Annotated in this window: 28 protein-coding genes; 20 read left to right on the forward strand and 8 right to left on the reverse strand. The window is 68.9% G+C overall.

Going from position 1 to position 26,176, the window contains the following annotated elements:
* Window positions 1–37 precede the first annotated feature (37 nt).
* Window positions 38–1,276: a diaminopimelate decarboxylase gene (gene lysA / locus ACFIMZ_RS23430; RefSeq protein WP_431824685.1), complete on the reverse strand. Its 1,239-nt coding sequence runs from the start codon at window positions 1,274–1,276 to the stop codon at window positions 38–40.
* A 102-nt stretch (window positions 1,277–1,378) separates the two neighbouring features.
* Here lysA and ACFIMZ_RS23435 point away from each other — a divergent pair, with 102 nt between their 5' ends.
* Together ACFIMZ_RS23435 and ACFIMZ_RS23440 are read left to right on the forward strand one after the other, a co-directional pair.
* The gene (locus ACFIMZ_RS23435) at window positions 1,379–2,314 is read left to right on the forward strand and encodes a LysR family transcriptional regulator (RefSeq protein ID WP_431824686.1); all 936 of its coding nucleotides are present in this window, start codon (window positions 1,379–1,381) and stop codon (window positions 2,312–2,314) included.
* Between the two features lie 47 nt (window positions 2,315–2,361).
* On the forward strand, window positions 2,362–2,961 hold the full coding sequence (locus ACFIMZ_RS23440) for a GNAT family N-acetyltransferase (protein ID WP_431824687.1): 600 nt from the start codon (window positions 2,362–2,364) through the stop codon (window positions 2,959–2,961).
* Window positions 2,962–3,061: 100 nt separating this feature from the next.
* Here the strand turns inward: ACFIMZ_RS23440 and ACFIMZ_RS23445 are convergent, their stop codons facing one another.
* Window positions 3,062–3,640, reverse strand: coding sequence for a DUF4142 domain-containing protein (locus ACFIMZ_RS23445; RefSeq protein WP_431824688.1), 579 nt, complete (start codon window positions 3,638–3,640; stop codon window positions 3,062–3,064).
* 224 nt (window positions 3,641–3,864) lie between these two features.
* Window positions 3,865–4,488, reverse strand: coding sequence for an HAD hydrolase-like protein (locus ACFIMZ_RS23450; RefSeq protein ID WP_431824689.1), 624 nt, complete (start codon window positions 4,486–4,488; stop codon window positions 3,865–3,867).
* Between the two features lie 187 nt (window positions 4,489–4,675).
* Between ACFIMZ_RS23450 and ACFIMZ_RS23455 the strand changes: the two genes are divergently transcribed.
* The 7 genes from ACFIMZ_RS23455 to arsH all read left to right on the forward strand — a co-directional run bounded on the left by ACFIMZ_RS23455 (window position 4,676) and on the right by arsH (window position 10,771).
* Complete coding sequence (locus ACFIMZ_RS23455) at window positions 4,676–5,623, forward strand: aldo/keto reductase (RefSeq protein ID WP_431824690.1); 948 nt, start codon at window positions 4,676–4,678, stop codon at window positions 5,621–5,623.
* Between the two features lie 164 nt (window positions 5,624–5,787).
* On the forward strand, window positions 5,788–6,720 hold the full coding sequence (locus tag ACFIMZ_RS23460) for a LysR family transcriptional regulator (RefSeq protein WP_431824691.1): 933 nt from the start codon (window positions 5,788–5,790) through the stop codon (window positions 6,718–6,720).
* Entirely contained in the window at window positions 6,717–7,997 is a 1,281-nt protein-coding gene (gene dctA / locus ACFIMZ_RS23465) for a C4-dicarboxylate transporter DctA (RefSeq protein WP_431824692.1), read from the forward strand. The genes ACFIMZ_RS23460 and dctA overlap by 4 nt, the downstream gene beginning before the upstream one ends.
* A gap of 74 nt (window positions 7,998–8,071) precedes the next feature.
* Window positions 8,072–8,407, forward strand: coding sequence for an ArsR/SmtB family transcription factor (locus ACFIMZ_RS23470; RefSeq protein ID WP_431825346.1), 336 nt, complete (start codon window positions 8,072–8,074; stop codon window positions 8,405–8,407).
* The gene (locus ACFIMZ_RS23475) at window positions 8,404–8,898 is read left to right on the forward strand and encodes an arsenate reductase ArsC (protein WP_431824693.1); all 495 of its coding nucleotides are present in this window, start codon (window positions 8,404–8,406) and stop codon (window positions 8,896–8,898) included. The genes ACFIMZ_RS23470 and ACFIMZ_RS23475 overlap by 4 nt, the downstream gene beginning before the upstream one ends.
* Before the next feature lie 27 nt (window positions 8,899–8,925).
* On the forward strand, window positions 8,926–9,996 hold the full coding sequence (arsB, locus tag ACFIMZ_RS23480; protein ID WP_431824694.1) for an ACR3 family arsenite efflux transporter: 1,071 nt from the start codon (window positions 8,926–8,928) through the stop codon (window positions 9,994–9,996).
* 52 nt (window positions 9,997–10,048) lie between these two features.
* Window positions 10,049–10,771, forward strand: a complete 723-nt coding sequence (gene arsH / locus ACFIMZ_RS23485; protein WP_431824695.1) for an arsenical resistance protein ArsH — start codon at window positions 10,049–10,051, stop codon at window positions 10,769–10,771.
* A gap of 36 nt (window positions 10,772–10,807) precedes the next feature.
* Here the strand turns inward: arsH and ACFIMZ_RS23490 are convergent, their stop codons facing one another.
* Together ACFIMZ_RS23490 and ACFIMZ_RS23495 are read right to left on the reverse strand one after the other, a co-directional pair.
* Complete coding sequence (locus ACFIMZ_RS23490; protein ID WP_431824696.1) at window positions 10,808–11,599, reverse strand: substrate-binding domain-containing protein; 792 nt, start codon at window positions 11,597–11,599, stop codon at window positions 10,808–10,810.
* Window positions 11,600–11,669: 70 nt separating this feature from the next.
* A complete protein-coding gene (locus ACFIMZ_RS23495; protein WP_431824697.1) occupies window positions 11,670–12,959 on the reverse strand; it encodes an MFS transporter in 1,290 nt (429 codons plus the stop codon).
* Between the two features lie 219 nt (window positions 12,960–13,178).
* On the opposite strand from ACFIMZ_RS23495, the gene ACFIMZ_RS23500 reads away from it, so the two are divergent.
* From ACFIMZ_RS23500 to ACFIMZ_RS23535, 8 genes are all read left to right on the forward strand, one after another.
* Complete coding sequence (locus tag ACFIMZ_RS23500) at window positions 13,179–14,156, forward strand: chromate resistance protein ChrB domain-containing protein (RefSeq protein WP_431824698.1); 978 nt, start codon at window positions 13,179–13,181, stop codon at window positions 14,154–14,156.
* The gene (locus tag ACFIMZ_RS23505) at window positions 14,153–15,331 is read left to right on the forward strand and encodes a chromate transporter (protein ID WP_431824699.1); all 1,179 of its coding nucleotides are present in this window, start codon (window positions 14,153–14,155) and stop codon (window positions 15,329–15,331) included. Before ACFIMZ_RS23500 ends, ACFIMZ_RS23505 begins: the two co-directional genes overlap by 4 nt.
* Before the next feature lie 22 nt (window positions 15,332–15,353).
* The gene (locus ACFIMZ_RS23510) at window positions 15,354–15,680 is read left to right on the forward strand and encodes a chromate resistance protein ChrB domain-containing protein (protein WP_431824700.1); all 327 of its coding nucleotides are present in this window, start codon (window positions 15,354–15,356) and stop codon (window positions 15,678–15,680) included.
* Window positions 15,667–16,935, forward strand: a complete 1,269-nt coding sequence (locus ACFIMZ_RS23515) for an MFS transporter (protein ID WP_431824701.1) — start codon at window positions 15,667–15,669, stop codon at window positions 16,933–16,935. Before ACFIMZ_RS23510 ends, ACFIMZ_RS23515 begins: the two co-directional genes overlap by 14 nt.
* A 179-nt stretch (window positions 16,936–17,114) precedes the next feature.
* Window positions 17,115–18,191 carry a TIGR03118 family protein gene (locus tag ACFIMZ_RS23520; protein WP_431824702.1) on the forward strand — a complete coding sequence of 359 codons (1,077 nt, stop codon included), beginning with the start codon at window positions 17,115–17,117 and terminating at the stop codon, window positions 18,189–18,191.
* Between the two features lie 86 nt (window positions 18,192–18,277).
* Complete coding sequence (locus tag ACFIMZ_RS23525; RefSeq protein WP_431824703.1) at window positions 18,278–19,117, forward strand: Fic family protein; 840 nt, start codon at window positions 18,278–18,280, stop codon at window positions 19,115–19,117.
* A complete protein-coding gene (locus ACFIMZ_RS23530; RefSeq protein ID WP_431824704.1) occupies window positions 19,090–19,533 on the forward strand; it encodes a GNAT family N-acetyltransferase in 444 nt (147 codons plus the stop codon). The genes ACFIMZ_RS23525 and ACFIMZ_RS23530 overlap by 28 nt, the downstream gene beginning before the upstream one ends.
* A gap of 51 nt (window positions 19,534–19,584) precedes the next feature.
* Window positions 19,585–19,803 (forward strand): DUF1653 domain-containing protein, encoded by a 219-nt coding sequence (locus tag ACFIMZ_RS23535; RefSeq protein WP_084909184.1) that lies wholly within the window; start codon window positions 19,585–19,587, stop codon window positions 19,801–19,803.
* 48 nt (window positions 19,804–19,851) lie between these two features.
* Here the strand turns inward: ACFIMZ_RS23535 and atpC are convergent, their stop codons facing one another.
* Together atpC and atpG are read right to left on the reverse strand one after the other, a co-directional pair.
* Window positions 19,852–20,316 (reverse strand): ATP synthase F1 subunit epsilon, encoded by a 465-nt coding sequence (gene atpC, locus ACFIMZ_RS23540; RefSeq protein WP_431824705.1) that lies wholly within the window; start codon window positions 20,314–20,316, stop codon window positions 19,852–19,854.
* Window positions 20,317–20,328: 12 nt separating this feature from the next.
* The gene (gene atpG, locus ACFIMZ_RS23545) at window positions 20,329–21,195 is read right to left on the reverse strand and encodes an ATP synthase F1 subunit gamma (RefSeq protein WP_431824706.1); all 867 of its coding nucleotides are present in this window, start codon (window positions 21,193–21,195) and stop codon (window positions 20,329–20,331) included.
* Window positions 21,196–21,376: 181 nt separating this feature from the next.
* Between atpG and ACFIMZ_RS23550 the strand changes: the two genes are divergently transcribed.
* From ACFIMZ_RS23550 to ACFIMZ_RS23560, 3 genes are read left to right on the forward strand one after another with little or no spacing between them, the layout of a single operon-like run.
* A complete protein-coding gene (locus tag ACFIMZ_RS23550) occupies window positions 21,377–22,357 on the forward strand; it encodes a phosphate acetyltransferase (RefSeq protein WP_431824707.1) in 981 nt (326 codons plus the stop codon).
* Window positions 22,354–23,541, forward strand: a complete 1,188-nt coding sequence (locus tag ACFIMZ_RS23555) for an acetate/propionate family kinase (RefSeq protein WP_431824708.1) — start codon at window positions 22,354–22,356, stop codon at window positions 23,539–23,541. Before ACFIMZ_RS23550 ends, ACFIMZ_RS23555 begins: the two co-directional genes overlap by 4 nt.
* 27 nt (window positions 23,542–23,568) lie before the next feature.
* On the forward strand, window positions 23,569–24,690 hold the full coding sequence (locus ACFIMZ_RS23560; protein WP_431824709.1) for an alpha/beta fold hydrolase: 1,122 nt from the start codon (window positions 23,569–23,571) through the stop codon (window positions 24,688–24,690).
* A gap of 66 nt (window positions 24,691–24,756) precedes the next feature.
* On the opposite strand, the gene ACFIMZ_RS23565 is transcribed toward ACFIMZ_RS23560, so the two are convergent.
* Window positions 24,757–25,968, reverse strand: coding sequence for a winged helix-turn-helix domain-containing protein (locus ACFIMZ_RS23565; protein WP_431824710.1), 1,212 nt, complete (start codon window positions 25,966–25,968; stop codon window positions 24,757–24,759).
* Window positions 25,969–26,176 lie beyond the last annotated feature (208 nt).

Here is a 26,176-nt window from a genome sequence, read left to right on the forward strand (position 1 = left end):
TTGCGATGCGATCCTGCGACGAGATGGAGCGATCCGCTTACGCGTCCAACTCCAGCGCGAGCAGCTCGGCGATCGTCTGCCGGCGCCGGATCAGGCGCGGCGCGCCGCGATCGACGAGCACTTCCGGCGCGAGCGGCCGGCTGTTGTAGTTCGACGACATCGACGAGCCGTATGCGCCCGCGTCGTGCAGGAACAGCAGGTCGCCGATCTGCGGCTGCGGCAGATGACGGTGCGTGACCACGCCGCCCGCGTCCTGCGTGAACACGTCGCCGGATTCGCACAGCGGCCCCGCGATCGCGACGTGCGCGAGCGGCCGGCCGCAGGGTTCCGCGCCGTCGGGCGTGTGCACGGTGACACCGTGATAGCTGCCGTACATCGCCGGGCGCATCAGGTCGTTGAAGCCCGCGTCGATCAGCACGAAGTCGTGCTTCGGCCGGCGGTTGACCGCCTGCACTTCGGCGACGAGCGTGCCGGACTCGGCGACGAGGAAGCGGCCCGGCTCGATCTCGATGCGCACCGCGTGGCCGAGATGCTGCTCGATCCGCTTGCGCGCGGCGTCCCACTGGCTGAAATAGTGATCGACGTCGACGCGCGGCTCGCCGTCTCGGTACGGGATCGACAGGCCGCCGCCCGCCGAGATCGCGTCGATGTCGTGGCCGAGCGACGTGACGAGGTCGACCATCGCGTCGCACACCTGCGACAGGTGGCCGTAGTCGACGCCCGAGCCGATGTGCATGTGGATGCCGACGAGCTTCAGCCCGTACTGGCGCACGATCTCGATCGCGCGCGGCACGTCGTCGATCCAGATGCCGTGCTTGCTCTGCGGGCCGCCGGTGTTGGTCTTGTTGCTGTGGCCGTGGCCGAAGCCCGGGTTGATGCGCAGCCACACGCGATGGCCGGGCGCGTGCTCGCCGACGCGCGCGAGCATGTCGAGCGAGCCCGCGTTCACGGTCACGCCGTGCTTCAGCACCGCCGCGAGCGTCGGGCGGTCGATCAGGTCGGCCGTGAACACGACGCCTTCGGGATCGCCGTCAGGCTGGAACCCCGCCGCGAGGCTGCGCTCGATCTCGCCGAGCGACACCGCATCGACGAGCACGCCTTCGTCGCGCATCAGCTTCAGGATATGGACGTTGGAGCAGGCTTTCTGCGCGTAGCGGATCACGTCGAACCGGCGCAGCTGCGCGATGCGGTCGCGGATGACGTCGGCGTCGTAGACCCACAGCGGGGTGCCGTATTGTTGCGCGAGCGTCGCGAGCTGGCGGGAATCGAGGGACATGAGGATTGAATCGGGTCGAATGAACGGACAGGGGCATGATGCGCCCGAACGGTCATCCAGTAAAATGCCGTTTTATCGCTATTCGATTCATTCTGGATATATATGGCTACGCTCACGCATCGCCACATCGAGGTGTTCCGCGCGCTGATGGTCACCGGCAGCGCGACCCGCGCGGCCGAGATGCTCTACACGTCGCAGCCGACGATCAGCCGCGAGCTCGGGCGGATGGAGCAGATCGTCGGCTTCGCGCTGTTCGAGCGCGCGCACGGGCGGCTGCGGCCGACGATGGCCGCGCTCACGCTGTTCGACGACGTGCGGCTCGCGTATGTGGGGCTGGAGCGCGTCGCGGCGACGGCCGCGCGGCTGCGCGAGTTTCGCGACGGCCAGCTGTCGGTGATCGCGCTGCCGGCGTTCTCGCACGCGATCCTGCCGGGCGCGTGCCGGCGCTTTCATGCGGCGCATGCGGGCGTCAGCGTATCGGTGGCGACGCAGGAGTCGCCGGTGCTCGAGGAGTGGCTGACCGCGCAGCGCTACGACGTCGGCCTCACCGAGCACGACGTCGCGCCGGCCGGCACCGTCCTCACGCCGCTGTTCGAGGCCGACGAGGTGTGCGTGCTGCCGGACGGCCATCCGCTGCTCGCGAAGGGGACGATCGAACTCGCGGATCTCGCGGATCGCCCGTTCGTCAGCCTGTCGCTGAACGACCCGTACCGGATCATGATCGACGAAGCGTTCGCGCAGCTCGGCGTCGCGCCGCGCTCGGTCGTCGAGACGCCGTCGGCCGTGTCGGTGTGCGCGTTCGTGCGCCAGGGGCTCGGCGCGGCGATCGTCAATCCGCTGACCGCGCTCGACTTCGCGGGACGCGACTTGCAGATCCGGCCGCTCGCGCGTTCGTTCCCTTACCGGGTCAGCGTGATCGTGCCCGAGCACCGGCCGAAGAGCCTGCTCGTCGATGCGTTCACCGCCGCGCTGCGCGACGAGGCGGATGCGATCCGCGGCCGGCTCGCCGCGCATCTCGGCAGGCGCGCGGCCGTATGATGGACGCTTCGCGCCATTCCCCTCTGTCACCCGACCCCGGAAGTCTCATGACCGCTTCGCCTGTCCTGCCGGAACAGCCGACCCTCATCGGCGAGCACGTCGAATTGCAGCCGCTGCGCACGTCGCATGCGCCAGCGCTGCTGGCGGCCGCCGCCGACGGGCAGCTATGGACCCTGCGGACCACCGTCGTGCCGGGGCCCGACACGATCGACGCGTATCTCGCGACTGCATTGCAGGGGCGCGCGGACGGCACCATGATGCCGTTCGCGATCGTCGAGCGCGCGACCGGCCGGGTCGTCGGCAGCACGCGCTTCTGGAAGATCGACCGCAAGAACCGCAAGCTCGAAATCGGCCACACGTGGCTCGGCGAATCGGTGCAGCGCTCGCGCGTGAACACCGAGGCGAAATGGCTGCTGCTCACGTACGCGTTCGAGAGGCTGCGGTGCGTGCGCGTGCAGTTCACGACGGACGAGCTCAACGAGAAATCGCGCGCGGCGATCCTGAGGATCGGCGCGAAACAGGAGGGCATCGTGCGTCACGAGCGGATCATGCCGGACGGCCGCAAACGCAACTCGGTGCGCTTCAGCATCATCGACGACGAATGGCCCGACGTGAAGGCGCGGCTGCGGGAGAAGCTCGCCCGGTAGCGGGTGGCGCGGCCGGCGGTCGGGCCGCCGCCGGGAGAGGGACCGGCGGCGGGACGGCGGGAAGCCGTCATGCCGCGCCACGCGCGGCGCGGTGGGCGCGTTACTGCGCCGATGCGAGGTGATGACGCTGCGCGAGCTTCTGCGCTTCCGCGTAGTGCGCCTGCAGGATCGGCAGCGACTGGCGCGCGACTTCCTTCAGCTTCGTGTCGCGGCCCGACGCGATCTCGGCCTGGAATACCGAAATCGTCTTCTGCTCGCCGGTCAATGCGACCTGTTCGAGGTAGGCCTTGTCGAATTCGGGGCCGCGCAGGTTCTTGATGCCGTCGAGCGCCGCCACGTCCGGATCGTTGTGCGGCACGTCGACGCCGCGCGGGCTGGCGGCGCGCGTGGCCTGGGAAATTTTTTCGTAGTCGGCTGCCGCGCGTGCCGAAAATGCCTTGACCTGGCTGTCCGACGTGCGCGAATTGGCAATTCTTGCCGCATCGCGTTGCGTCGACACGGCTTTCGTACCGTCGGCGATGAATGCCTGGTCGGCTTCATGGAGCCGGGTCGCGGTGGCCGACGGGGCCGGCTGGCCGGGTTGAGCCGGTTGGGCGGTTTGCGCGGTCGCCGTCACGGCGACGAGGAGCAGACCGGCGGCAGACAGCGCAAGGCGCGAAGCGTTCGGAAAGCGGTTCATGGGACCTCCTTTCAATCGGGGCTCGAGTTGACGGACGGATGGTGTGATCCGTAGCTGTGCGAGAGACCGGGCGTGTGCCCGGGCCGGGTTCGACCGCCGCTCTGCCGCGGCGCCGGTCGAAGCGAGTGCCGGCCCGATTGATTCTAGGAGAGGGGTTTTCCCGTAGGTGAAACCGCGCTGTCGCTTGTGTAACGGTTGGTAAGACGAATGGACGCGTGCGCCGGTCACACGACGTCGAGCAGCGCGTCGAAGCGGGTCAGCAGCGGGGCCGCGCAGTGCTTCTGCAACGTGTCGGGCGCGGTGTAGCCCCACGCGACGCCCTGGAACGCGACGTTCGCGCGGCGTGCGGCGTCTGCGTCGCGGATCTCGTCGCCGACGTACAGCACGTCGGTGGTGCGCAGCCCCGTGTCGCGCGCGAGCGCGCGCAGCCGCCGCGACTTGCCGAACAGCGGAATGCCGCACGCGAAGTGCGCGACGTGGCGGCACGCATGCGCGCCGAGCCGGTCGCGCACGACCACCTCGCTGTTCGACGTCGCGATCGCGATCCGCACGCCGCGCGCCGCGAGCGCGTCGAAGGTTTCGGCGACGCCCGGAAACAGCGTCACGTCGGCGATGCGCTGCTGCATCAGCCGGCGCATGTCGAGCGTCACGCGCGGCACTTTCCACGGCGGCACCTCGAGCGCGCGGATGATGTCGCGCGCGGACAGGCCGCGCAGCGTGGCGACGAGCGTGTCGTCGACGTCGCGGAAGCCGTGCAGGCGCGACGCTTGCGACAGCGCCGCGAGGAAGCAGTCGAACGAGTCGGCGAGCGTGCCGTCGAAGTCGAACGCGATCAGTCGGTAGGTCATGGCTGGCAGTGCAACAGTGGCCGCGATTGTAATCGGTTCGTGATTCCGCGATGCGCATTGCGCGAATCATGAATACGTTATTGCGCGAAATCGCTTGGAGCCAGTGCCGCGCGTCCTCTAGCATGACCGCTCCGATCGCGGCGCGCCGCGCCGCGAGGTTTCCAACGCGTTTTCAAAGAGGCTCATCATGGCATTGCGTTCGCTCGGCACGTCTTCGATCCAGGTCTCGCCGCTGGTGTTCGGCGGCAACGTGTTCGGCTGGACGGCCGACGAATCCACGTCGTTCTCGCTGCTCGACGCGCTGGCCGATCACGGAATCAACTTCATCGACACGGCCGACATCTATTCGGCGTGGGCGCCCGGCAACCGCGGCGGCGAATCGGAGACGATCATCGGCAAGTGGCTGAAGCGCCGCGGCCGTCGCGACGACGTCGTGATCTCGACCAAGGTCGGCCTGCTCGAAGCGCGCGCGGGCCTGTCGCGCGACAACATCCTGAAGGCCGTCGACGAGTCGCTGGGCCGCCTGCAGACCGACTACATCGATCTTTATTTCTCGCACGCGGACCTCCCGGATTCCGCGTCGCTCGAGGAAACGCTCGGCGCTTACCGGACGCTGGTCGATGCAGGCAAGGTGCGGATCATCGGCGCGTCGAACATCAGCGGCGCGCGCCTGCGCGAGGCGGCCGAGATCAGCCGCCGCGACGGCCTGCCCGCGTATCAGGTCGTGCAGCCCGAATACAACCTCTACGACCGCGCCGAATACGAACGCGACATCGAGCCCGTCGCAACGGAGCTGAAGCTCGGCGTCGTCAATTACTACGCGCTCGCGAGCGGCTTCCTGTCGGGCAAGTACCGGTCGACCGACGACCTGACGAAGAGCACGCGCGGCGAGCACGTCGCGCGCTATCTCGATGCGCGCGGGCTGCGGATCCTCGCCGCGCTCGACGCGGTCGCGGACAAGCACCGCGCGACGCCGGCGGCCGTCGCGCTTGCGTGGCAGATCGCGCGGCCGAGCATCACCGCGCCGATCGCGAGCGCGACGTCGCTCGAGCAACTGCGCGATCTCGGCGCGGCGATCCGGCTCGCGCTCGACGCGGACGACGTGAAGCAGCTCGACGAAGCCAGCGCGTACTGACCGACGCGCGAGGCATCCCGTCTCGGCTGTAATCGTTTCGTCAGCTTGCATCGCGCCGGCGCGCGGATGAGCCCGCGCGATCCGGCGCGCGCATTTGCAGCGCCCGCGCGCAGGCCCCAGAATAGCCGCACCAATCGGCATTCAGACCAGCATACGGGCAGCGCGTGGGCATCAACTTCGATCTCGCCGACTTGCAGGCTTTCCGGGCGGTGGTTCAGCTCGGCAGCTTCCGCAAGGCGGCGGACGCCATCAACATTTCGCAGCCGGCATTGAGCCGGCGCATCGAGAAGCTCGAGGAGGCGCTGGGCGTGCGGCTGTTCGAGCGCACGACGCGCAGCGTCACGCTGACGACGGTCGGGCGTGTGTTCGCGCCGAGCGCCGAGCAGGTGCTCGACGATCTCGACGCCGCGCTGCTCGGCATCCGCGACGTGTCGTCGAGCCGGCTCGGGCACGTGACGATCGCATGCGTGCCGTCGGTCGCGTATTACTTCCTGCCGAACACGATCGCGCGTTTCCGCACCCGCTATCCGAAGATCCGCATCAAGCTGATCGATGCGAGCGCGAACGAGGTGCTCGACGCGGTGATGAGCGGCGAGGCCGACTTCGGCGTCGGCTTCATGGGCAGCCAGGAGGCCGACGTCGAGTTCACGACGCTGCTCGAGGAGCGCTTCGTCGCCGCGTGCCGGCGCGACCATCCGCTCGCCGCGAAGAAGCGCGTGACGTGGCGCGAGCTGTACGAGTACGACTACGTGTCCGTCGACAAGACTTCCGGCAACCGGCTGCTGCTCGACCAGGCGCTGGCGGGCGTCGCGCCGCGCGCGCCGAGCGTCTGCGAGACGCGGCACGTGACGACGATGCTCGGGCTCGTCGAGGCGGGCCTCGGCGTCGCGGCGGTGCCGTCGATGGCGATGCCGCTGCCGACGCATCCGATCCTGACGAGCGTGCCGCTCGTCGAGCCGGTCGTCACGCGGCGCGTCGGCATCGTGCGGCGGCGCGGCCGCACGCTGACGCCGGCCGCGCAGGAGTTTCTCCAGCACGTGGTCGAGGACCGCAAGCCGGCCGCGGGCCCCAAGCGCGCGGCGGGGAAGCGCGCATGACGCTGCCGCGGCCGCTGAGGCTGCTGTACGTGCAGGTGCTGGTCGGGATGGCGCTCGGCGTCGCGCTCGGGCATCTGTTTCCGCATGCGGGCGTCGCGCTCAAGCCGCTCGGCGATGCGTTCGTCGCGCTCGTGCGGATGATGGTCGCGCCGATCGTGTTCTGCACGATCGTGACGGGCATCAATGCGCTCGGCGACGGCGCGCGCATCGGCCGCACGATCGTCAAGGCGCTCGCGCTGTTCTACGCGCTCACCGCGGCCGCGCTCGTCGTGGGGCTCGCGATTGCTTATGCCGCGCGGCCGGGCGACGGCCTGCATGTCGCGGCACGCCATCTCGATGCGTCGGCGCTCGCATCGTTCACGGCACGCGCGCCGGCGACGGGCATCGCGTCGTTCCTGCTGCAGATCATCCCCGATACGCTCGTCGGCGCGTTCGCCGCCGGCGAGGTGCTGCCGGTGCTGCTGGTCGGCCTGCTGTTCGGCTTCGCGCTCGCCGCGACCGAAGGGCGCGACGGCATCGTGCATGCGTTCGTCGAAGGGCTCGCGCGCGTGCTGTTCCGCGTGCTCGCGCTCGTGATGCGGCTCGCGCCGCTCGGCGCGTTCGGCGCGATCGCGTTCGCGGTCGGGCGCTTCGGCATCGATTCGCTCGGCTCGCTCGGCAAGCTGATCGTCGCGATGTATCTCGCGTGCGCGCTGTTCGTGATGCTCGTGCTCGCGCCGCTCGCGCGCCTGCACGGCTTCTCGCTGTGGCGGCTGCTGCGCTATCTGCGCGACGAGCTGCTGATCGTGCTCGCGACGTCGTCGACGGAGCCGGTGCTGCCGCGCCTGCTCGTCAAGCTCGAGGCGCTCGGCTGCGACAAGGGCGTGGTCGGGCTCGTGCTGCCCGCCGGGTATTCGTTCAATCTCGACGGCACCGCGATCTACCTGACGCTCGCCGCGCTGTTCATCGCGCAGGCGTGCGACGTGCCGCTGTCCGCCGCGCAGGTCGCGACGCTGCTCGCGGTGATGCTGATCACGTCGAAGGGCGCGGCGGGCGTGTCGGGCAGCGGGCTCGTCGCGCTGATCGCGACGCTGACGGTGGTGCCCGACCTGCCGGTCGCGGGCGTCGCGCTGCTGGTCGGCATCGACCGCTTCATGTCGGAGGCGCGCGCGTTGACGAGCGTGATCAGCAATGCGTGCGCGGTCGTCGTCGTGTCGATCTGGCAGCGAGGCTGCGATCGCGCGCGGCTGCGCGACGTGCTCGACGCGGGGAGGCGGGAGCCGGTTCGGGGCGTTTAGCGGTTCGGGCAGGGCAGCGCGCACTGCCGTCGAAACGGCTTCTCATGATTCGATATTTCGACTATTATCGAAAAATGGAAACGAACCAGACCATTGCCGCGCTCGCGGCGCTTGCGCACGAGTCCCGGCTCGCCATCTTCCGCGCGTTGGTGCAAGCGGGGCCGCAAGGGCTGCCGGCCGGCCAGATTGCGTCGTTGCTGGACGTGCCCCCGTCATCGCTCTCGTTCCACTTGAAGGAACTGGCGCATGCGCAGCTCGTCACCAGTCGCCAGGAGGGCCGCTTCGTGTTCTATTGCGCGAACTTCGCGACGATGAACGGCCTGCTGGCGTACCTCACGGAAAACTGCTGCGGCGGCAATCCCTGCTCGCCAGCGGCCGCGTGTTCCACGACCAGCGAGCCTCGCCCATGACCACGAACGTACTGATCCTCTGCACCCACAACTCGGCGCGCAGCGTGCTGGCGGAAGGGATGCTCAATCATTGGGCCGCGAAGCTCGGCAAGGACGTGCGCGCGTACAGCGCCGGCAGCGCGCCGAGCGGGCGGCTCAATCCGTTCGCGCTCGACGCGCTGACGGGCGCGGGCGTCGACGTCAGCGGTTGCCGCAGCAAGAGCTGGGACGAATTCGTCGGCGACGGCGCGCCTGAGATGCGCATCGTCATCACGGTGTGCGACAGCGCGGCGGCGGAGACCTGCCCGTACTGGCCCGGCAGTCCGGTCAACGTGCATTGGGGCTACGCCGATCCGTCGAACGCGCCGGGCGGCGACGACGGCAAGCGGCTCGCGTTCGAGCTCACCCGCCAGGCGATCGGCTATCGCATGCTGCAGATGCTGATGCTGCCGCTCGATCGGATGGGCAACGCCGAGCTTCAGGCGGCCCTGGCCGACATGTCGCAAAACTGATCGGATACCTGAGCATCGAGCCGTCCAATGAACACGTCCAACCTCGCCACGCCGGAAAAGCTTGTCGCAAAGCCCGCCATCAACTTCTTCGAACGCTACCTGACCGTGTGGGTCGCACTGTGCATCGTCGCCGGCATCGCGCTCGGCCAGGCGCTGCCCGACCTGTTCCAGCGCATCGGGCGCATGGAGTACGCGCAGGTCAACTTGCCGGTGGGGCTGCTGATCTGGGTGATGATCATCCCGATGCTCGTCAAGGTCGACTTCGGCGCGCTGCATGAAGTCCGCCAGCACATCAAGGGAATCGGCGTCACGCTCGTGGTCAACTGGCTCGTCAAGCCGTTCTCGATGGCGTTTCTCGGCTGGCTGTTCATCCGGCAGCTCTTTGCGCCGATGCTGCCCGCCGATCAGCTCGACAGCTACATCGCCGGCCTGATCCTGCTGGCCGCCGCGCCCTGCACGGCGATGGTGTTCGTCTGGAGCCGGCTGACCGGCGGCGATCCGTTGTTCACGCTGTCGCAGGTGGCGTTGAACGACAGCATCATGGTGATCGCCTTCGCGCCGCTGGTCGGCCTGCTGCTGGGCATTTCCGCGATTACGGTGCCGTGGGCCACGCTGCTCACGTCGGTCGCGCTCTACATCGTCATTCCGGTGATCCTCGCGCAGATCTGGCGCACGCTGCTGCTCGCAAAGGGGCAGGCGGCGTTCGACGCCGCGATGGCGAAGATCGGCCCGTGGTCCATCACCGCGCTGCTGGCCACGCTGGTGCTGCTGTTCGCGTTCCAGGGCGCGGCGATCCTGAAGCAACCCCTGGTGATCGCCCTGCTCGCGGTGCCGATCCTGATCCAGGTGTTCTTCAACTCGGCGCTCGCGTACTGGCTCAATCGCGCCGTCGGCGAGAAGCACACTATCGCGTGCCCGTCGGCACTGATCGGCGCATCCAATTTCTTCGAGCTGGCGGTCGCGGCCGCGATCAGCCTGTTCGGCTTCCATTCCGGCGCAGCGCTGGCAACCGTCGTGGGCGTGCTGATCGAAGTGCCGGTCATGCTGCTGGTGGTGCGCATCGTCAACCGTTCCAAAGGCTGGTACGAGCGGGCTTGAGCACACCCGAGAACCAACCCGTGACTGACTCGCATCGATACGGAGGGCAAGCGTGCCTGATCGCCTGAATGACCTGCCGCAGCTCGACGCCGCACTGTTCCGCGCGCCGGACGCCAGCCGGTTGCGGCCGGCGTCGCCGTCAACCCATCCGCCGCGATTCCTGCTCCTGTACGGGTCGCTGCGGGAGCGTTCGTTCAGCCGCCTGCTGACCGAAGAAGCCGCACGGCTGCTGACGGCGATGGGCGCCGAGGCGCGCGTGTTCAATCCGAGCGGCTTGCCGTTGCCCGACGACGCGCCCGAGCGTCACCCCAAGGTCGTCGAACTTCGCGAGCTGGTGCAATGGTCGGAAGGCATGGTGTGGTGCTCGCCCGAACGGCACGGCGCGATGACCGGCATCATGAAGTCGCAGATCGACTGGATTCCGCTGTCGGTCGGCGCCATCCGGCCGACCCAGGGAAAGACGCTCGCCGTCATGCAGGTGAGCGGCGGCTCGCAGTCGTTCAACGCCGTGAACCAGATGCGCGTGCTGGGCCGCTGGATGCGCATGCTGACCATCCCGAACCAGTCGTCGGTGGCGAAGGCGTTCATGGAATTCGACGAAGCGGGGCGGATGAAGCCGTCCGCCTATTTCGATCGCGTCGTGGACGTCATGGAGGAACTGGTCAAGTTCACGCTGCTGACCCGCGACATCGGCCCTTGCCTCGTCGACCGGTACAGCGAACGCAAGGAAAGCGCCGAGGCGCTGTCGAAGCGCGTGAACCAGGCCGGCATCTGAAGGGCTCGGGCGCCGTGGTCATGCGCGTCCGGCACTTCAGCGCGTCGTCACCGAATCGAGCCCGGTCGCCCGCACGACCGGTTGCGCCTGCGGCGACGCGAGATAGTCGAGCAGCTTCCTCGCGTTCTCCGGATGCGCGGCGCCGACCGGTATGGCGCCCGCGAAGCGCGTGACCGACTGCACCGCTTCGGGCACCTTGCCGACGTACGTGACGCCCTGCACCGGCAGCAGTTCGCTGACCTGCTGGAAGCCGATCTCGTAGTCGCCGTTCGCGACGACCGACGCGACCGGGATCTTCGGCACCATCGACGCCTTCGGGCGAACCTGCGCGTCGATGCCGAGCTTCCTGAACATTTCCTGCTCGATGTAGACGCCGCTCGCGCTGTCCGAGTACGCGACCGACTTCGCGCGCAGCAGCGCGTCCTTCAGCCCGTCGACGGTGCCGATGTCCGGTTTCGGCGCGCCCGCGCGTACGACCATGCCGATCCGCGAATCGGCGAGCTCGACGCGCGACGCGGGAATCACCTTGCCTTCCTGGATCAGCTTGTCGAGCGCGTAGCCGACCATGATCAGCACGTCGGCCTGCTCGCCGTGCGCGAGGCGGTTCGGAATCGCCTCGTTCGACTGGCCCATCGACGGGCCGCGGATCGTGTCGAGCGTGTCGCCGGTCGCGGTGGTGAAGCCGGGGCCGAGCTGCTGGTAGGCGGCGGTGAAGCCGCCGGAAATCATCACGCGCAGTTCGGCGGCGCGGGCCTGGAGCGCGACGGCGGCGAGCGCGGCGGCGGCGAGCCAGATTGCCGCGCGGCGGGCGAGCGGTCGGTTGTTCATCGTGCGGGGTCCGGAAGTCGGGGAAAAGCGCGGCGCGCCGGCGCCGCGCGTGAGTGAGCAGCCGGGCCGATCATGCGGCGCGCAGCGCGTCGCGGCGGCGGCTGTACAGCAACACCGTCGCGCCGAACGCGCACGCGGCGGCGAAGCTCATCCAGAAGCCGGGCGCGGCCTTGTCGCCGGTCGAGTGGATCAGCGCGGTCGAGATCGCGGGCGTGAAGCCGCCGAACACCGCGGTCGCGAGGCTGTACGCGAGCGAGAAGCCGGCGACGCGCACGTCGGCGGGCATCACCTCGGTCAGCGCGGCGACCATCGCGCCGTTGTACAGGCCGTACATGAACGACAGCCACAGCAGCACCAGCAGCATGTTGACGAAGCTCGGCGCGTGCGCGAGCAGCGACAGCGCCGGGTACGCGGTCAGCACGTTCAGCGCGGTCATCGCGAGCAGCACCGGGCGGCGGCCGAAGCGGTCGGACAGCGCGCCGCCGATCGGCAGCCAGATGAAGTTCGACACGGCGACGCACAGCGTCACGAGCAGGCTGTCCGCGGTGCTCAGGTGCAGCACGGTCTTGCCGAAGGTCGGCGCGTAGACGGTGATCAGATAGAAGCTCGTCGTCGTCATCGCGACGAGCAGCATGCCGCCGAGCACGACGGTCCAGTTGCGCGCGAGCGTCGCGAACACCTCGCGCATCGACGGGCGATGGCGGCGCTGCGCATATTCTTCGGTTTCCTGCAGATTGCGGCGCAGCATGAAGATCGCCGGCACGATCAGGCAGCCGACGAGGAACGGCACGCGCCAGCCCCACGCGGCGATCTGCGCGGCGCTCAGCCACTCGTTCAGCGCGAAGCCGAGCGCGGCCGCGACGACGATCGACACCTGCTGGCTGGCCGACTGCCAGCTCGTGTAGAAGCCCTTGCGGCCGGGCGTCGCCATCTCCGCGAGATAGACGGACACGCCGCCCAGCTCCGCGCCGGCCGAGAAGCCCTGCAGCAGGCGGCCGGCGAGCACGGCCGCCGGCGCGAGCAGGCCGATCGACGCGTAGCCGGGCACGAACGCGATCAGGATCGTGCCGCTCGCCATGATCGACAGCGTGACGATCAGCCCCTTGCGGCGGCCGACCTCGTCGATGTACGCGCCGAGCACGATCGCGCCGAGCGGGCGCATCAGGAAGCCCGCGCCGAACACCGCGAAGGTCATCATCAGCGACGCGAATTCGCTGCTCGACGGGAAGAACACCGACGCGATCTGCGTCGCATAGAAACCGAACAGGAAGAAGTCGAACTGCTCGAGGAAATTGCCGGCGGTGACGCGGAATACGGCCGCGGCCCTGGACGGGGAGGGGGTGGCCACGGAATGTGACATCGGGTTGTCTCCGGATATTTCATTGGATGACGTCCGGGCGGGGCCGGATCGAAGCGCACATGGTGGTCCGGATCGGCGGCTGCGTGAAGTGCATTTTTTCGAAGGATTGATGCGCGTGGGCTATCAATCGACCGGGGCGGCCCCAAGCGCGACGTTACGCGGCATGCCTACGCCAAAATAAATTTGTAGATATCGTAACGTGTTAGTAGCATTGCCTACATGAACGCAATGTCGACCTGGTCGCTTCTTGTTCTGACCCTGCCTACGGAAAACGCGACGGCGCGCATGCGCTTCTGGCGCGCCCTGAAGGCAAAGGGCTGCGCGGTGTTGCGCGACGGCATTTATGTGCTGCCGTACACGGAAGCGCGCGAAAGCGTGCTGCGCGAACTTGCGGGCGCGATCGCCGAAAGCGGCGGCGCGGCCCACCTGTTGCGTGCGCCGAGCCTCGACGCGTCGCAGGAAGGGGAGTTCCGCGCGCTGTTCGATCGCGGCGAGGATTACGCCGCCTTCGCCCAGGCGCTCGCGGAAGCTCGCAAGACGCTGGCCGGCCAGTCCGCCACCGAACTGGCGCGTCTGCTGCGCCGCCAGCGCAAAGACTTCGACACCATCCGGGCGATCGACTACTTCCCGGGCGACGCGGCAACCCGCGCCGAAGTTGCGTTGGAGGATTTCATCGCGCTCGTCGACACCGTGCTGTCGCCGGGCGAGCCGCACGCCGCGGAGCGCGCGATCCGCCTGCTCGCGATCGACGAGTACCAGGGACGCACCTGGGCGACGCGGCAGCGCATGTGGGTCGATCGCGCCGCCAGCGCGTGGCTGATCCAGCGCTTCATCGACGTGCGGGCGCGCTTCATCTGGCTTGCGTCTCCGGCAGCGTGCCCGCCTGAGGCGCTGGGCTTCGATTTCGACGGCGCCGCATTCACGCACGTCGGCGAGCGCGTGACGTTCGAGGTATTGCTCGCGAGCTTCGGGCTCGACAAGGATCCGGCGCTGATGCGGCTCGGCGAGATCGTGCACGCGCTCGACGTGGGTGGCCCGGCCGCGCCCGAAGCGGCGGGCTTCGAGGCGGTGATGGCCGGCACGCGTCAACGCGCCGAGAACGACGATCAGTTGCTGGAGCAGATGGGCGCGGTGCTCGACGCGCTGTACATGCACTTCGCATCGAACGGAAAGCGCGACACCGGGGGACGTTCATGACCACGACGATCGCCACGAACACGCCGACCTACTCGCTGGGCCAACTGGTCGGATACATGCTGCGGCTCGGCACGTTCGGCTTCGGTGGGCCGGTCGCGCTCGCAGGCTACATGCGCCGCGATCTGGTCGAACGGCACGGCTGGATCACGGAGGCCGATTACAAGGAAGGGCTGACGCTCGCGCAGCTCGCACCGGGGCCGATGGCCGCCCAGCTCGCGATCTATCTCGGCTTCGTCCACTACCGGATCCTCGGCGCGACCCTCGTCGGGCTCGCGTTCGTGCTGCCGTCGTTCCTGATGGTCCTCGGGCTCGGGTTCGCCTATGCGCACTTCGGCGGACTGTCATGGATGCAGGCGGTCTTCTACGGCGTCGGGGCCGCCGTGGTCGGCATCATCGCGATGAGCGCCTGCAAGCTCACCGTCAAGACCGTCGGCCACGACAAGCTGCTTTGGGCGATCTTCCTGACGCTCGCCGCCGTGACGTTCATCACCGAATCGGAAATCGCGTGGCTCTTCATCGTCGCCGGGCTGATCGGCTGGTTCTGGCGCGCCCCGCCGAAATGGCTGCACAAGGGCGGGCTGAGCGCGCTCGCCGGCGCCAACCTGCCGGCGGCCAGCGGCCTGCTGAGCGGCATCGACCTGCCGCTGCTCGCGCAGATCGGCGCGTTCTTCGCCAAGGCGGGCGCGTTCGTGTTCGGATCGGGGCTCGCGATCGTGCCGTTCCTGTACGGCGGCGTCGTGACCGAACATCACTGGCTGAACGACAAGCAGTTCGTCGACGCGGTCGCGGTCGCGATGATCACGCCGGGCCCGGTCGTGATCACCGTCGGCTTCATCGGCTATCTCGTGGCGGGCCTGCCCGGCGCGTGCGTGGCCGCGCTCGGCACGTTCCTGCCTTGCTATCTGTTCACCGTCATTCCTGCGCCTTACGTGAAGAAATACGGCCATCGGCCCGACGTCAAGGCGTTCGTCGACGGCATCACGGCGGCGGCGGTCGGGGCGATCACGGGCTCCGTGCTGGTCATCGCGAAGCGCTCGATCGTCGACTTGCCGACCGCTGTTCTTGCCGTTGCGACGGTTCTGCTGCTGTGGCGGTTCAAGAAGCTCCCGGAACCGGTGGTCGTGACCGCGGCGGCACTCTTCGGGCTGGTGGCTTACCCGCTGCTCCATCGATGACTCGCATGGTCGGGAGACGAGCATGACGTACCGGATGAAAGCCGTTCCGCGCATTCGGACCGGACCTTGCGACGTGCCCGACGTCGAACTCGGACGCCACGACGGACGTTGCAGCTTCGATGCGCTTCTCGACAAGTACCGGCTGCATGCCTCGGCCTTGCCCAGGCTTGCCGGGATCGTGCGCGGCGCGGATACCGGGCGGCTCGGTCTCGCGCCGGAAGCGAGCGGCCTGCATGCGATCCCGGTCGGGCTGTCGAGGAACTTCACCGACGGCCACGAGCAACGCCGGCACGGGATCGTGGTGGTCGACGCGCGCCACGCGCGGCGCCGGCGCGATGCGCGAGCCTAGCGGCCGCGCGGCCGTCCCGTTCGCGTTGCGACTCTCGCGCTGGTTCCTCCCGGCCGGGGTGGAGCATGCCGCGTGGCTCATCCTCGCGAGCCGCGGCTTGCGCGGCTTTTGCGACGGCTTCATCGCGGTGCTGCTTCCCGCGTACCTGCTGTCGCTGGGCCTCGCACAGGTCCATGTGGGCTTGATCAGCACCGCGACGTTGATCGGTTCGGCCGTCGCGACGATCGCGGTCGGCACGGTGGCCAGCCGCTTCCCGCACCGCCGGATGCTGACGCTCGCAGCTGTCCTGATGGCCGCGACCGGCATCGGCTTCGCCAGCCTGTCGACCTTGTGGCCGCTGCTCGTGGTGGCCTTCGTCGGCACGCTCAACCCGAGTTCCGGCGACGTCAGCCTGTTCCTGCCGCTCGAACAGGCGCGTCTTGCCGAATCGGCAAGCGGCGACGCGCGGACCGCGCTGTTTGCCCGCTACAGCCTGGTCGGCGCGGTTTCGGCCGCATTGGGCGCGCTCGCGGCGGGCCTGCCGCCTTGGCTTGCGTCGCATGCCGGGATTCCGCTGCTCGCCGCGATGCGCGCGATGTTCGTCGTTTACGCGCTGGCCGGCGTGACGGTGTGCGTGCTGTACGGCAGGTTGCCCCGTGCCGGATCGCGCCAGGCGACGGCCGCGCCTCCGCTCGGGCCATCCCGACGCATCGTTGCGCGGCTTGCGCTGCTGTTCAGCGTCGATGCGTTCGCGGGCGGTCTTGTCGTCAACTCGCTGCTGTCGCTATGGCTGATGCTGCGTTTCGGTCTTTCGCCCGGTGCGGCGGGCCGGTTCTTCTTCTGCGCGGGACTGCTCGCCGCAGGCTCGCAACTTCTGGCGGCGCCGCTCTCGCGCAGGATCGGCCTGCTCAACACGATGGTGTTCACGCACATTCCGTCGAGCGTCTGCCTGATCGGCGCGGCCCTGGCGCCGACGCTGCCGCTGACGTTGACGCTCCTGCTGATGCGCAGCGCCATGTCGCAGATGGACGTGCCGACCCGAACCGCCTACGTGATGGCCGTCGTCACGCCGGCGGAGCGCCCGGCGGCTGCCAGCTTTACCTCCGTGCCGCGCAGCCTCGCAGCGGCGATCGCGCCGACGCTGGCCGGCGGCCTGTTCGGCCTCGGCTGGCTCGGCGCGCCGCTGGTCGCGTGCGGTGCGTTGAAGATCGCCTATGACCTTTCGTTGCTCGCCGCTTTTCGCCATATCGGGCCCCACGAAGGAGGGCGGCGATAGCGGCGTGGTCGCAGGACGAAATCGTGAAACTCATCCGAAACCGGTGCGCGGTGCGGCGGATTTCCTCTGCGGTTACGGCCGGCACCGTTGCAACGAACGAGTGAAGCGGCCCGACCGGACGGAATAATCACGACCGCCCGTCCGTTTACTAGCGGTGCTTCCGCGTTCGGAGCGCAATCATGAAACGGGTCCATGCGGTGCTCGGCGCTGCGTTGGCGGCTGTCGTGCTGGCGAGCGTCGTCGCGTGCGGCGGCGGTTCCTCCCCTGTCAGGCAGTTCCAGGTCAGTGCGCTGGTCTCCGACGGCGCGCTTCCGGCTGCTCACGTGGATGCCAACCTGAGGAATCCGTGGGGCATTGCCTTCAATCCCAAGGGCTTCGCATGGGTCGCGGATAACGGCACGCAGCGCGCGACGCTCTACGACGGCAACGGCGTGCCGCAGCCGCTCGTCGTGACGATCCCGCCGGGCAAGAGCGGCGCCCCCGACCCGACCGGCATCGTGTTCAACGGCACGACCGACTTCATGGTGACCCAGGGCACCAAAGCGGGGCCCGCAGCCTTCATCTTCGTGGGAGAGGGCGGGACCATGACCGCATGGTCGCCCGCGGTCAACCCGACATCGGCGGTGACGGTGTTCGATAGCGGCGGCGCCGCCGTCTACAAGGGGCTCGCGATGGCCAGCAACAATGGCGCGAATTTCCTGTACGCGACGGACTTCCACAACAACCGGATCGACGTGTTCGACCGGACCTTCGCCAAGGTCACGCCGGCCAACGCGTTTCAGGATCCTTCCTTGCCTGCGGGATTCGCGCCGTTCGGCATCCAGGCGATCGGCTCGAAGCTGTTCGTCAGTTATGCGAAGCAGGACGCGGCGGCACGCGATGACGTGGCCGGCGCGGGCTTCGGCGTGATCGACGTGTTCAGCCCGTCGGGACAATTCCTGCAGCGCTTCGCCACGGGCGGGCCGCTGAATGCGCCGTGGGGCATGGCATTGGCGCCCGCGGACTTTGGCCGCTTCGGCAATGCCGTCCTGATCGGCAACTTCGGCGACGGCATGATCCACGCGTTCGATGCGATTTCCGGGATCATGCTCGGAACCCTCGAGAAAGGTGATGGCAGCGCGATCGTCGAGCCGGGGCTGCGGGGCATGGCGTTCGGCAATGGCCTCGACAGTCAACCCGTCAACACGCTGTTCTTCGCCGCGGGACCCAACGGCAAAGCCGAAGGCCTCTATGGCCGTATCGACGTCGGGCCGTGATTGAGGGGGGCGGCGTCCGAGCGCAGATCGGGCGCGCCCGCCGGGCGATATACTGGCTGACATCCAACGCGGTTCCGGAACGCCTGATGTCCAGCCAGCTCGCCACGCTCCTGAAATCGATCGACGCCGACAAGGCGACGCTCGATGCCGCGCGTCCGCTGTCGCGGCCGGTGGTCTCGTCGTTGCGCGAGCGGCTGGCGCGGGAATGGGCCCGTCAGGCAAGCGCGAGCGCGATCGAGGACGACAACCCGACGCTGCGCGAGACCCGGGTCGTGCTCGAATGCATCACGGTCGACGGGACGCCCCTGCGCGAACATCTCGACGCGACGCATCATCGCGACGCAATCGGCTATGTCGAAGACATCGTGTCGAAGCGCGAGGCGCTGTCCGAGCGGCAGATCCGCAACCTTCACCGGCTGGCGCTGAACCGGGTCGGCGACGGCGAAGTGCGGCGCTACCGCCAGGAGAACGTCGCGATCGCGGGCGCGAGCGCGATGCCGCCCGGCTTCCTGGACCTGCCCGCCGACATGGCGGCGCTGATCGACTGGTACCGCGAAGCCGGCGCGATGAGCCCGATCGCGCGAGCGGCCGAACTGCATGCGCGGCTCCTGAAGATCCATCCGTTCGTCGACGGCAACGGCCGGACCGCGCGGCTGCTGCTCGCGTTCGAGCTGATGAAGGACGGCTATCCGCCCGCGATCATTCGCGACGAAGACCGGCCCGCCTACCATGACGCGCTCGACCGCGCGTGCGCCGGCGGCGAGTTCGGCGACATCACGCGCGTGGTCGCGGAAGCGGTGCAGCGCGCGCTTCACCTGTATCTCGACGTGCTCGGGCTGCGTCATCCCGCGCAGCCCGGCGCCGATCATTTTCCCAACCGTTCCAACGGAGAGCCCACGTGTCCGCTGCCACCCCCGCCACGCTGAGATTTTCGACCGACAAGCACGAACTCGACGTCGACGCGATCTACGACTTCCTGCATCGCGAAGCGTACTGGTCGAAAGGGATTCCGCGCGACGTGTTCGACCGCTCGATCGACGGCTCGCTGTGCTTCGGCGCGTATGTCGGCGCGCGGCAGGTCGGGTTCGCGCGGCTCGTCACCGATCACGCGACCTTCGCGTACCTGTGCGACGTGTTCGTGCTGCCGGCCGAACGCGGCAAGGGTTACGGCCGCGCTCTGATCGACCACGTGTTCGCGCAGGACATGGTGCAGGGGCTGCGCCGCATCATGCTCGTGACGACCGATGCGCACGCGCTGTACCGGCCGGTCGGCTTCGTGCCGCCGTCGCATCCCGAGCGGATGATGGAATTGCGGCGCCCCGACATCTACACGGCGCGCTGACCGGCGGCGCGCATACAATACGCGCTTTTGCCACGCTGAAGGAAGCGCACCATGACCGAACAGGAAGCCGAACAACTCGCGACCCACCGCCATTACAAGGGCGGCCTGTACCGCATGATCGGCGTCGCCCGCCATTCCGAAACGGAAGAATCGCTCGTCGTCTACGAGCACCTGTGGCCGCATGCGCGCGGGCTGTGGGTGCGCCCGGAAGCGATGTTCAACGAAACCCGCGAGGACGGCACGCCGCGCTTTCGCAAGCTGCGCGACTGACCGTCGCGCGCGCGGGCAGCATGCGCCCGCGACGGGCGCGGGCGGCCCTCAGCCTGCGCCGCCCGTCCGTTCTCCCGGCGCGCCTTGCCGCAGCGCCAGCAGGAAGAACCGCCGGATCTCGTCCATCAGTTCCGCGCGCGCGGCCGCGAAATCGAACGTGCGCCGGCTTTCCTGCGCGTAGCGCCGGCGCCAGTCGTTCGCCGCGTCGCGCGCCTCGCGGGCCCGCAACGCGTCGAGTTCGGGCGTGCGCAGCGCGTGATCGGCGATCAGCGTCACGCCGTCCCGGCTCACCTCCAGCACGCCGCCCGCGACGAGAATGCGGCGGTGCGCGCCGGTCTTCGCGTCGGTGACCGTCACGACGCCGGGCCGCAGCCGCGTGAACAGCGGCGCGTGCCGCGGATGGATGCCGAGTTCGCCGCTCTCGCCGGGAACGATCACGGAGCGTGCGACGCCCGAAAACAGCACTTCCTCGATGCTCAGGATGTCGAGCTGCAGCACGGGGACGGGTTCCACGATGTGCCTCCTTCAGACGGCCGCCGCGCCGGCGACGATCTCGCACAGCTCGGTGGTGATCTGCGCCTGCCGGGTCTTCTGGTACAGGTTGCGCAGGTCGCGCAACACGCGGTCCGCGTTGTCGGTCGCGGTCTGCATGCTGAACATCCGCGCGCATTGCTCGCACGCGTAGTTCTCGACGACGGCCTGATAGAGCACTGCCTCGACATGGCGCAGCAGGATGGTGTCCGCGACGGGGCGCGGACCCGGCTCGTACAGGTAGTCGGATGACATGCCGCCGGCGTCCGGCGCGTCGTCGAGGCCGACGACCGGCAGCACCGTGTCGATCCGCGGTTCGTAGGTCAGCGCGCTCGTCAGCCGGTTGTACGCGACGCGCACTTCGTCGAGCTCGCCGTTGATGAACGCGGTCAGCGGCACGAGCAACGCGCCGAGCAGCGCGTCGAAACGCGGCTCGCCGGCAAGACTGCCGGTGCGGGCGGTGATGTGCGCGCCGTAGCGCGACAGCGGCGCGACGCCGCGCGCGCCGATCACGCTCAGTTCGAACCGGATGCCGGCCTGGTCCCATTGCTCGAGCGCGTCGACGCAGTGGACGAGGAGCCGGGCGTTGAGCGGGCCGCACAGCCCGCGATCGGTGCTGACGACGATCAGGCCGATGCGGCGCACCGGGTCGCGCCGCGCCATCAGCGCCGACATGTAGTCGGGCCGGTCGCGGATCAGGCGCTCGGCCATCGCCTTCACCTTGGCGGCGTAGGGCCGGAAATCGCGCGCACGCTTCTGCGCGCTCGCCATCTTGGTGCGCGCCATCATCTCCATCGCACGCGTGATCTTGCGCGTGGACGAGGTGCTGGCGATCTTCGAGCGGATTTCACGGATATGCATGAGTGTCCCGTCGGAAAGGGCGCGGCGGTTGCGGTGCGCGTGCCGTCGCGGACGAATCGATGCTATCGGGACTTCTCCTGACATATCTGACCAATGTCAAAAAACCGTCGCGGAATTCGCACAAGAATGCGTTGCAGCATGCAGCACGTTCCCCGCCCACCTGACAAGGGAGCCTTGCCCGATGTCCGATTCCCCCGATTCCCGCCTGCACCAGAAATACGACGCGCTGATCGCGCGTTGCCGTGCGCTTCCCCCGGTCAAGGTCGCGGTCGCGCATCCGTGCGACGACGTATCGCTGCGCGCGGCCGTCGATGCCGCGCGCGCCGGCATCATCGAGCCCGTGCTCGTCGGCCCCGAGGCACGCATCACGGCGCTCGCCGCGTCGCTCGGCATCGGCCTGTCCGGCTACCGTCTCGTCGATGCGCCGCACAGCCATGCGGCGGCGGCGCGCGCGGTCGAGCTGGTGCGCGCGGGCGAAGCCGACGCGCTGATGAAGGGCAGCCTGCACACCGACGAGCTGCTCGCCGAGGTCGTGCGCGACGGCGCCGGCCTGCGCACCGAGCGTCGTCTCAGCCACGTGTTCATCATGGACGTGCCGACTTATCCGAAGCCGCTGTTCATCACCGATGCGGCGGTCAACATCCGTCCGACGCTCGAGCAGAAGGCCGAAATCGCGCAGAACGCGATCGATCTCGCGCGCGTGCTCGGCGTCGACCGGCCGAAGGTCGCGATCCTGTCGGCGGTCGAGACGGTCACGTCGAAGCTGCCGTCGACGATCGACGCCGCGGCGCTCTGCAAGATGGCCGAGCGCGGCCAGATCACGGGCGCGGCGCTCGACGGCCCGCTCGCGCTCGACAACGCGATCAACCTGGAGGCCGCGCGGCTCAAGCATCTCGGCTCGACCGTCGCGGGCGATGCGGACATCCTGCTCGCGCCCGATCTCGAAGCCGGCAACATGCTCGCGAAGGAGCTGACGTTCCTCGCGAACGCCGATGCGGCCGGCATCGTGCTCGGCGCACGCGTGCCGATCATCCTGACGAGCCGCGCCGACAACGAGCGCACGCGGATGGCGAGCTGCGCGGTCGCGGCGCTCTACGCGCAGGCGACGCGCGCGCCGGCCGGCCGCGCCGGCGTCGCCGGGGTTGGCGAGGCGTCGCGATGAAACATCCCGTTCTCGTCCTGAATGCCGGCTCGTCGAGCCTCAAGTTCTCCGTCTACGACACGCTGGAGGACCGCTCGCTCGGCGCGGGCGTCCACGGCCAGATCGACAGCCTGCACGACGCGCCGCACCTCGTCGTCAAGGACGCGCGCGGCGCGACGCTGGCCGACCACCCGGTCGCGCGCACGGGCCACCACGGCGCGATCGAGGCGCTGCATGAGTGGTTCGCGCGCCATGTCGGCGACGACGCGGCGTTCGACGGCGTCGGGCACCGGGTCGTGCACGGCGGCCGGTATTTTTCCGCGCCGGTGCGGATCGACGACGACGTGCTTGCGAAGATCGCGTCGCTGTCGCCGCTCGCGCCGCTGCACCAGCCGCACCACGTCGATGCGATCCGCGCGGTGAGCGCGCTCGCGCCGCACCTGCCGCAGGTTGCCTGCTTCGACACGTCGTTCCATCACACGCTGCCGGCGCTCGAACGCGAATTCGCGCTGCCGCGCGCGCTGACGGAGCAGGGCATCATGCGCTACGGGTTTCACGGGCTGTCGTACGAATACATCGCGACGGCGCTCGCCGCGCTCGATGCGTCGTGGACGCAGCGCCGCACGATCGTCGCGCATCTCGGCAACGGCGCGAGCCTGTGCGCGCTTGCGGAGGGGCGCAGCGTCGCGACGACGATGGGATTCACCGCGGTCGACGGGCTGCCGATGGGCACGCGCACGGGCACGCTGGACCCGGGCGCGATCCTGTATTTGCTGCGCCACGACGGGCGCACGATCGACGAGGTCGAACGCCTGATCTACGAGGAATCCGGCCTGCTCGGCGTGTCGGGCCTGTCGAGCGACATGCGCACGCTGCTCGCGAGCGACTCGGCGTCGGCCGCGCATGCGGTCGACCTGTTCGCGTATCGCGCGGCGCGCGAGCTCGCCGCGCTGGCCGGCGTGCTGGGCGGCCTCGATACGCTGGTCTTCACCGCCGGCATCGGCGAGAACGCGCCCGCGGTGCGCGAGCGCATCTGCCGCGCGGCGGGCTGGCTCGGCATCGAGCTCGACGCCGCCGCGAACGCCGGCAACCGGCCGGTGATTTCGGGCGGCGCATCGCGCGTGACGGTGCGCGTGATCCCGACCGACGAGAACCTGATGATCGCGCGGCACACGCGCGGCCTGCTGGACCGCCTGTCCATTTGAACCGCCCGTTCCGCTCCCGGAGAAACCATGACCCAAACCCCGCCCGCCGGCGCGCCGTTCCCGATTCCCGCGCTGCCGATCTTCTGGCCGATGGCCGCCGCCACCGCGATGTTCAAGGCCGGCACGGAACTGACGGCGCGCAACCTGCGCTTCCTGGCTGAAGAGGAAAAGCTGCATTTCGAGATGCATCCCGCACTGGCGTCCGCGAACCGGCCGCTGCTCGAACTGCGCACGATGATCTTTCGCGACTATTCGGACGGCGCGGCGCGCGGGCTGCCGACGATCGTCGATGCGCCGTTTGCCGGGCACAGCGCGATGATCGCCGACTACCAGCCGGGCCAGAGCCTGATGCAGACGCTGCGCGAGCACGGCGTGAGCCGCCTGTACCTGACCGACTGGCGATCGGCGACCGAGGACATGAAGGATCTCGAGATCGACCAGTACCTGGCGGAGCTGAACGTCTGCGTCGACGAGCTCGGCGGCCGCGTCAACCTCGTCGGGCTGTGCCAGGGCGGCTGGATGTCGGCGATGTATGCGGCGCGCTTTCCGCACAAGGTCGCGAGCCTCGTGCTCGCGGGTTCGCCGATCGACACCGACGCGGGCAACGGCCCGATCCGGCAGATGGTGCACACGTATCCGACGTCGTTCTACGAGGAGCTCGTGGAAATGGGCGGCGGGCTGATGCGCGGGCGCTTCATGCTGCGCGGCTGGAAGAACATGCATCCGGACCAGCACTACCTGGCCGAGCACGTCGACCTGTACGAGCACATCGACGATCCGGACTACCTGCGCAAGCAGGAGGCGTTCGCGAGCTGGTACGAAAGCCCGATCGACCTGCCCGGGCGCTGGTACCTGCAGGCGATCGTGCAGCTCTTCAAGGAGAACCGGCTCGCGAAGGGCAGGTTCGTCGCGCTCGGCCGCACGCTGAACCTGAAGGACGTGACCTGTCCCGTCTACCTGCTCGCCGGCGAGGCCGACGACATCACGACGCCGGAGCAGGTGTTCGATGCGGTCAAGTATCTCGGCACGCCCGCGGCGCAGGTGACGAGCCGGCTCGTGCCCGGCGGGCACATTGGCCTCTTCATGGGTTCGCGCACGCTCAAGGACGCGTGGCCGGACATCGCCGCGTGGATCGCGGCGCAGGCGTAGCCCGGGCGAAGCGTCGTTGCGGCGGCGCAATGGCCGCTGCGCCGCCGCCGCCGGCGCGGCTGCGCGTCAGCCGGCCGCCAGCGCGCGCGCCAGTTCCGGCGGCGCGCTGCCGATCCGGACGTCCGGCGTGCCGTGCCACGCCGCGAGTTTCTTCACCGCCTTCGCTACGTCGCTCGCAAGCCCCGAACCGATTCGCACGCCCGGCTCGACGTGCACGGTCTTCAGCTCGAACACCTGTTGCGCGCGATGCGCCTTTGCGTCGATCCGGCCGACCAGGCGGCCGCGATGCAGCACCGGCAGGCAGAAATAGCCGTAGCGCCGCTTGTGCGCGGGCGTATAGCACTCGATCGTGTAGTCGAAATCGAACAGCGCGGACGCGCGCCGCCGGTCCCACACCACCGGGTCGAACGGCGACAGCAGCGTCGTGACGGTCGAGCGCAGCGTGTCGGCCGCGGCGGCCGGCAGCAGCGCGTTCAGCGAATGATGCGCATACGCCGGCTCCTTCCAGCCGTCGACGGCGACCGGGATCAGTTCGCCCGCATCGGCGAGCGCGTCGAGCTCCGCGCGGTACGAACGGCGCGGCAGCCGGTAGTAGTCGGCGACCCAGTCGGCACGCACGATGCCGAGCGCGCGGCACGTGTGGTCGAGCAGCGCCGGCAGCACGGCTTCGCGCGGCGGCAGGTCGCGCGCGTCGTCCCAGCCGGGCAGGATCCGCTCGCGCACGTCGTACACGCGCTGGAAGTTGCGGCGCTCGGCCACCATCAGCTCGCCGGTCGTGAACAGCACTTCCAGGTGACGCTTCTCCGGCTTGCGGTCCCACCAGCCGTTGCCCTTCACGCCGTCCTCGCGCACGAAGTCCGCCGAGCGCACGGGCCCGTCCGCGTGAATCCGCGTGAGCAGCCGGTCGATGTCGGCGCGGTGGCGCGCATGCCAGTCGGCCGCGTATTTCCATCCCATCCCCGACGGATCGAGCATCTTGTAGCGCATCAGGCCGAACTGCTCGATCGGCAGGAAGCACGCCTCGTGCGACCAGTATTCGAACAGCTGCGCGTCGGCGAGGTGCTCGTCGAGCCATTGCGGCGCATACGCGCCGAGCCGGCTGTACAGCACGAGATACGGGCTGCGCGCGACGACGTGAATCGTATCGATCTGCAGCTGCGCCATGCGGCGGATCGTGTCGAGCACGTCGGCCTTGGTCGCCTTGCGGCGCGGCGGCGTCAGCAGGCCCTGCGCGGCGAGATGCAGCGCGCGGGCGGCGGCGGGCGAGAGCGTAAGCATCGGATGGGCGGGGGAGGGTGGCGGTCGGGCACCACTTTAGCGCGAAAGCGGCGCGCGCGCTCGAGTCGCGGCCGCGCCGCATCTGACAATCGTTGACAGATGCGGCGCCGAAGATTCCTTATAGTGCATTCCAGAGCGCGCTGCAGTGTGCGCGCCGATTCTGCTTCCGACGCACATACGTCCATGGCACGCAGGAAGCGAATCCGGA

Source organism: Burkholderia sp. F1 (assembly GCF_050813845.1).
GTDB lineage: Bacteria > Pseudomonadota > Gammaproteobacteria > Burkholderiales > Burkholderiaceae > Burkholderia > Burkholderia ubonensis.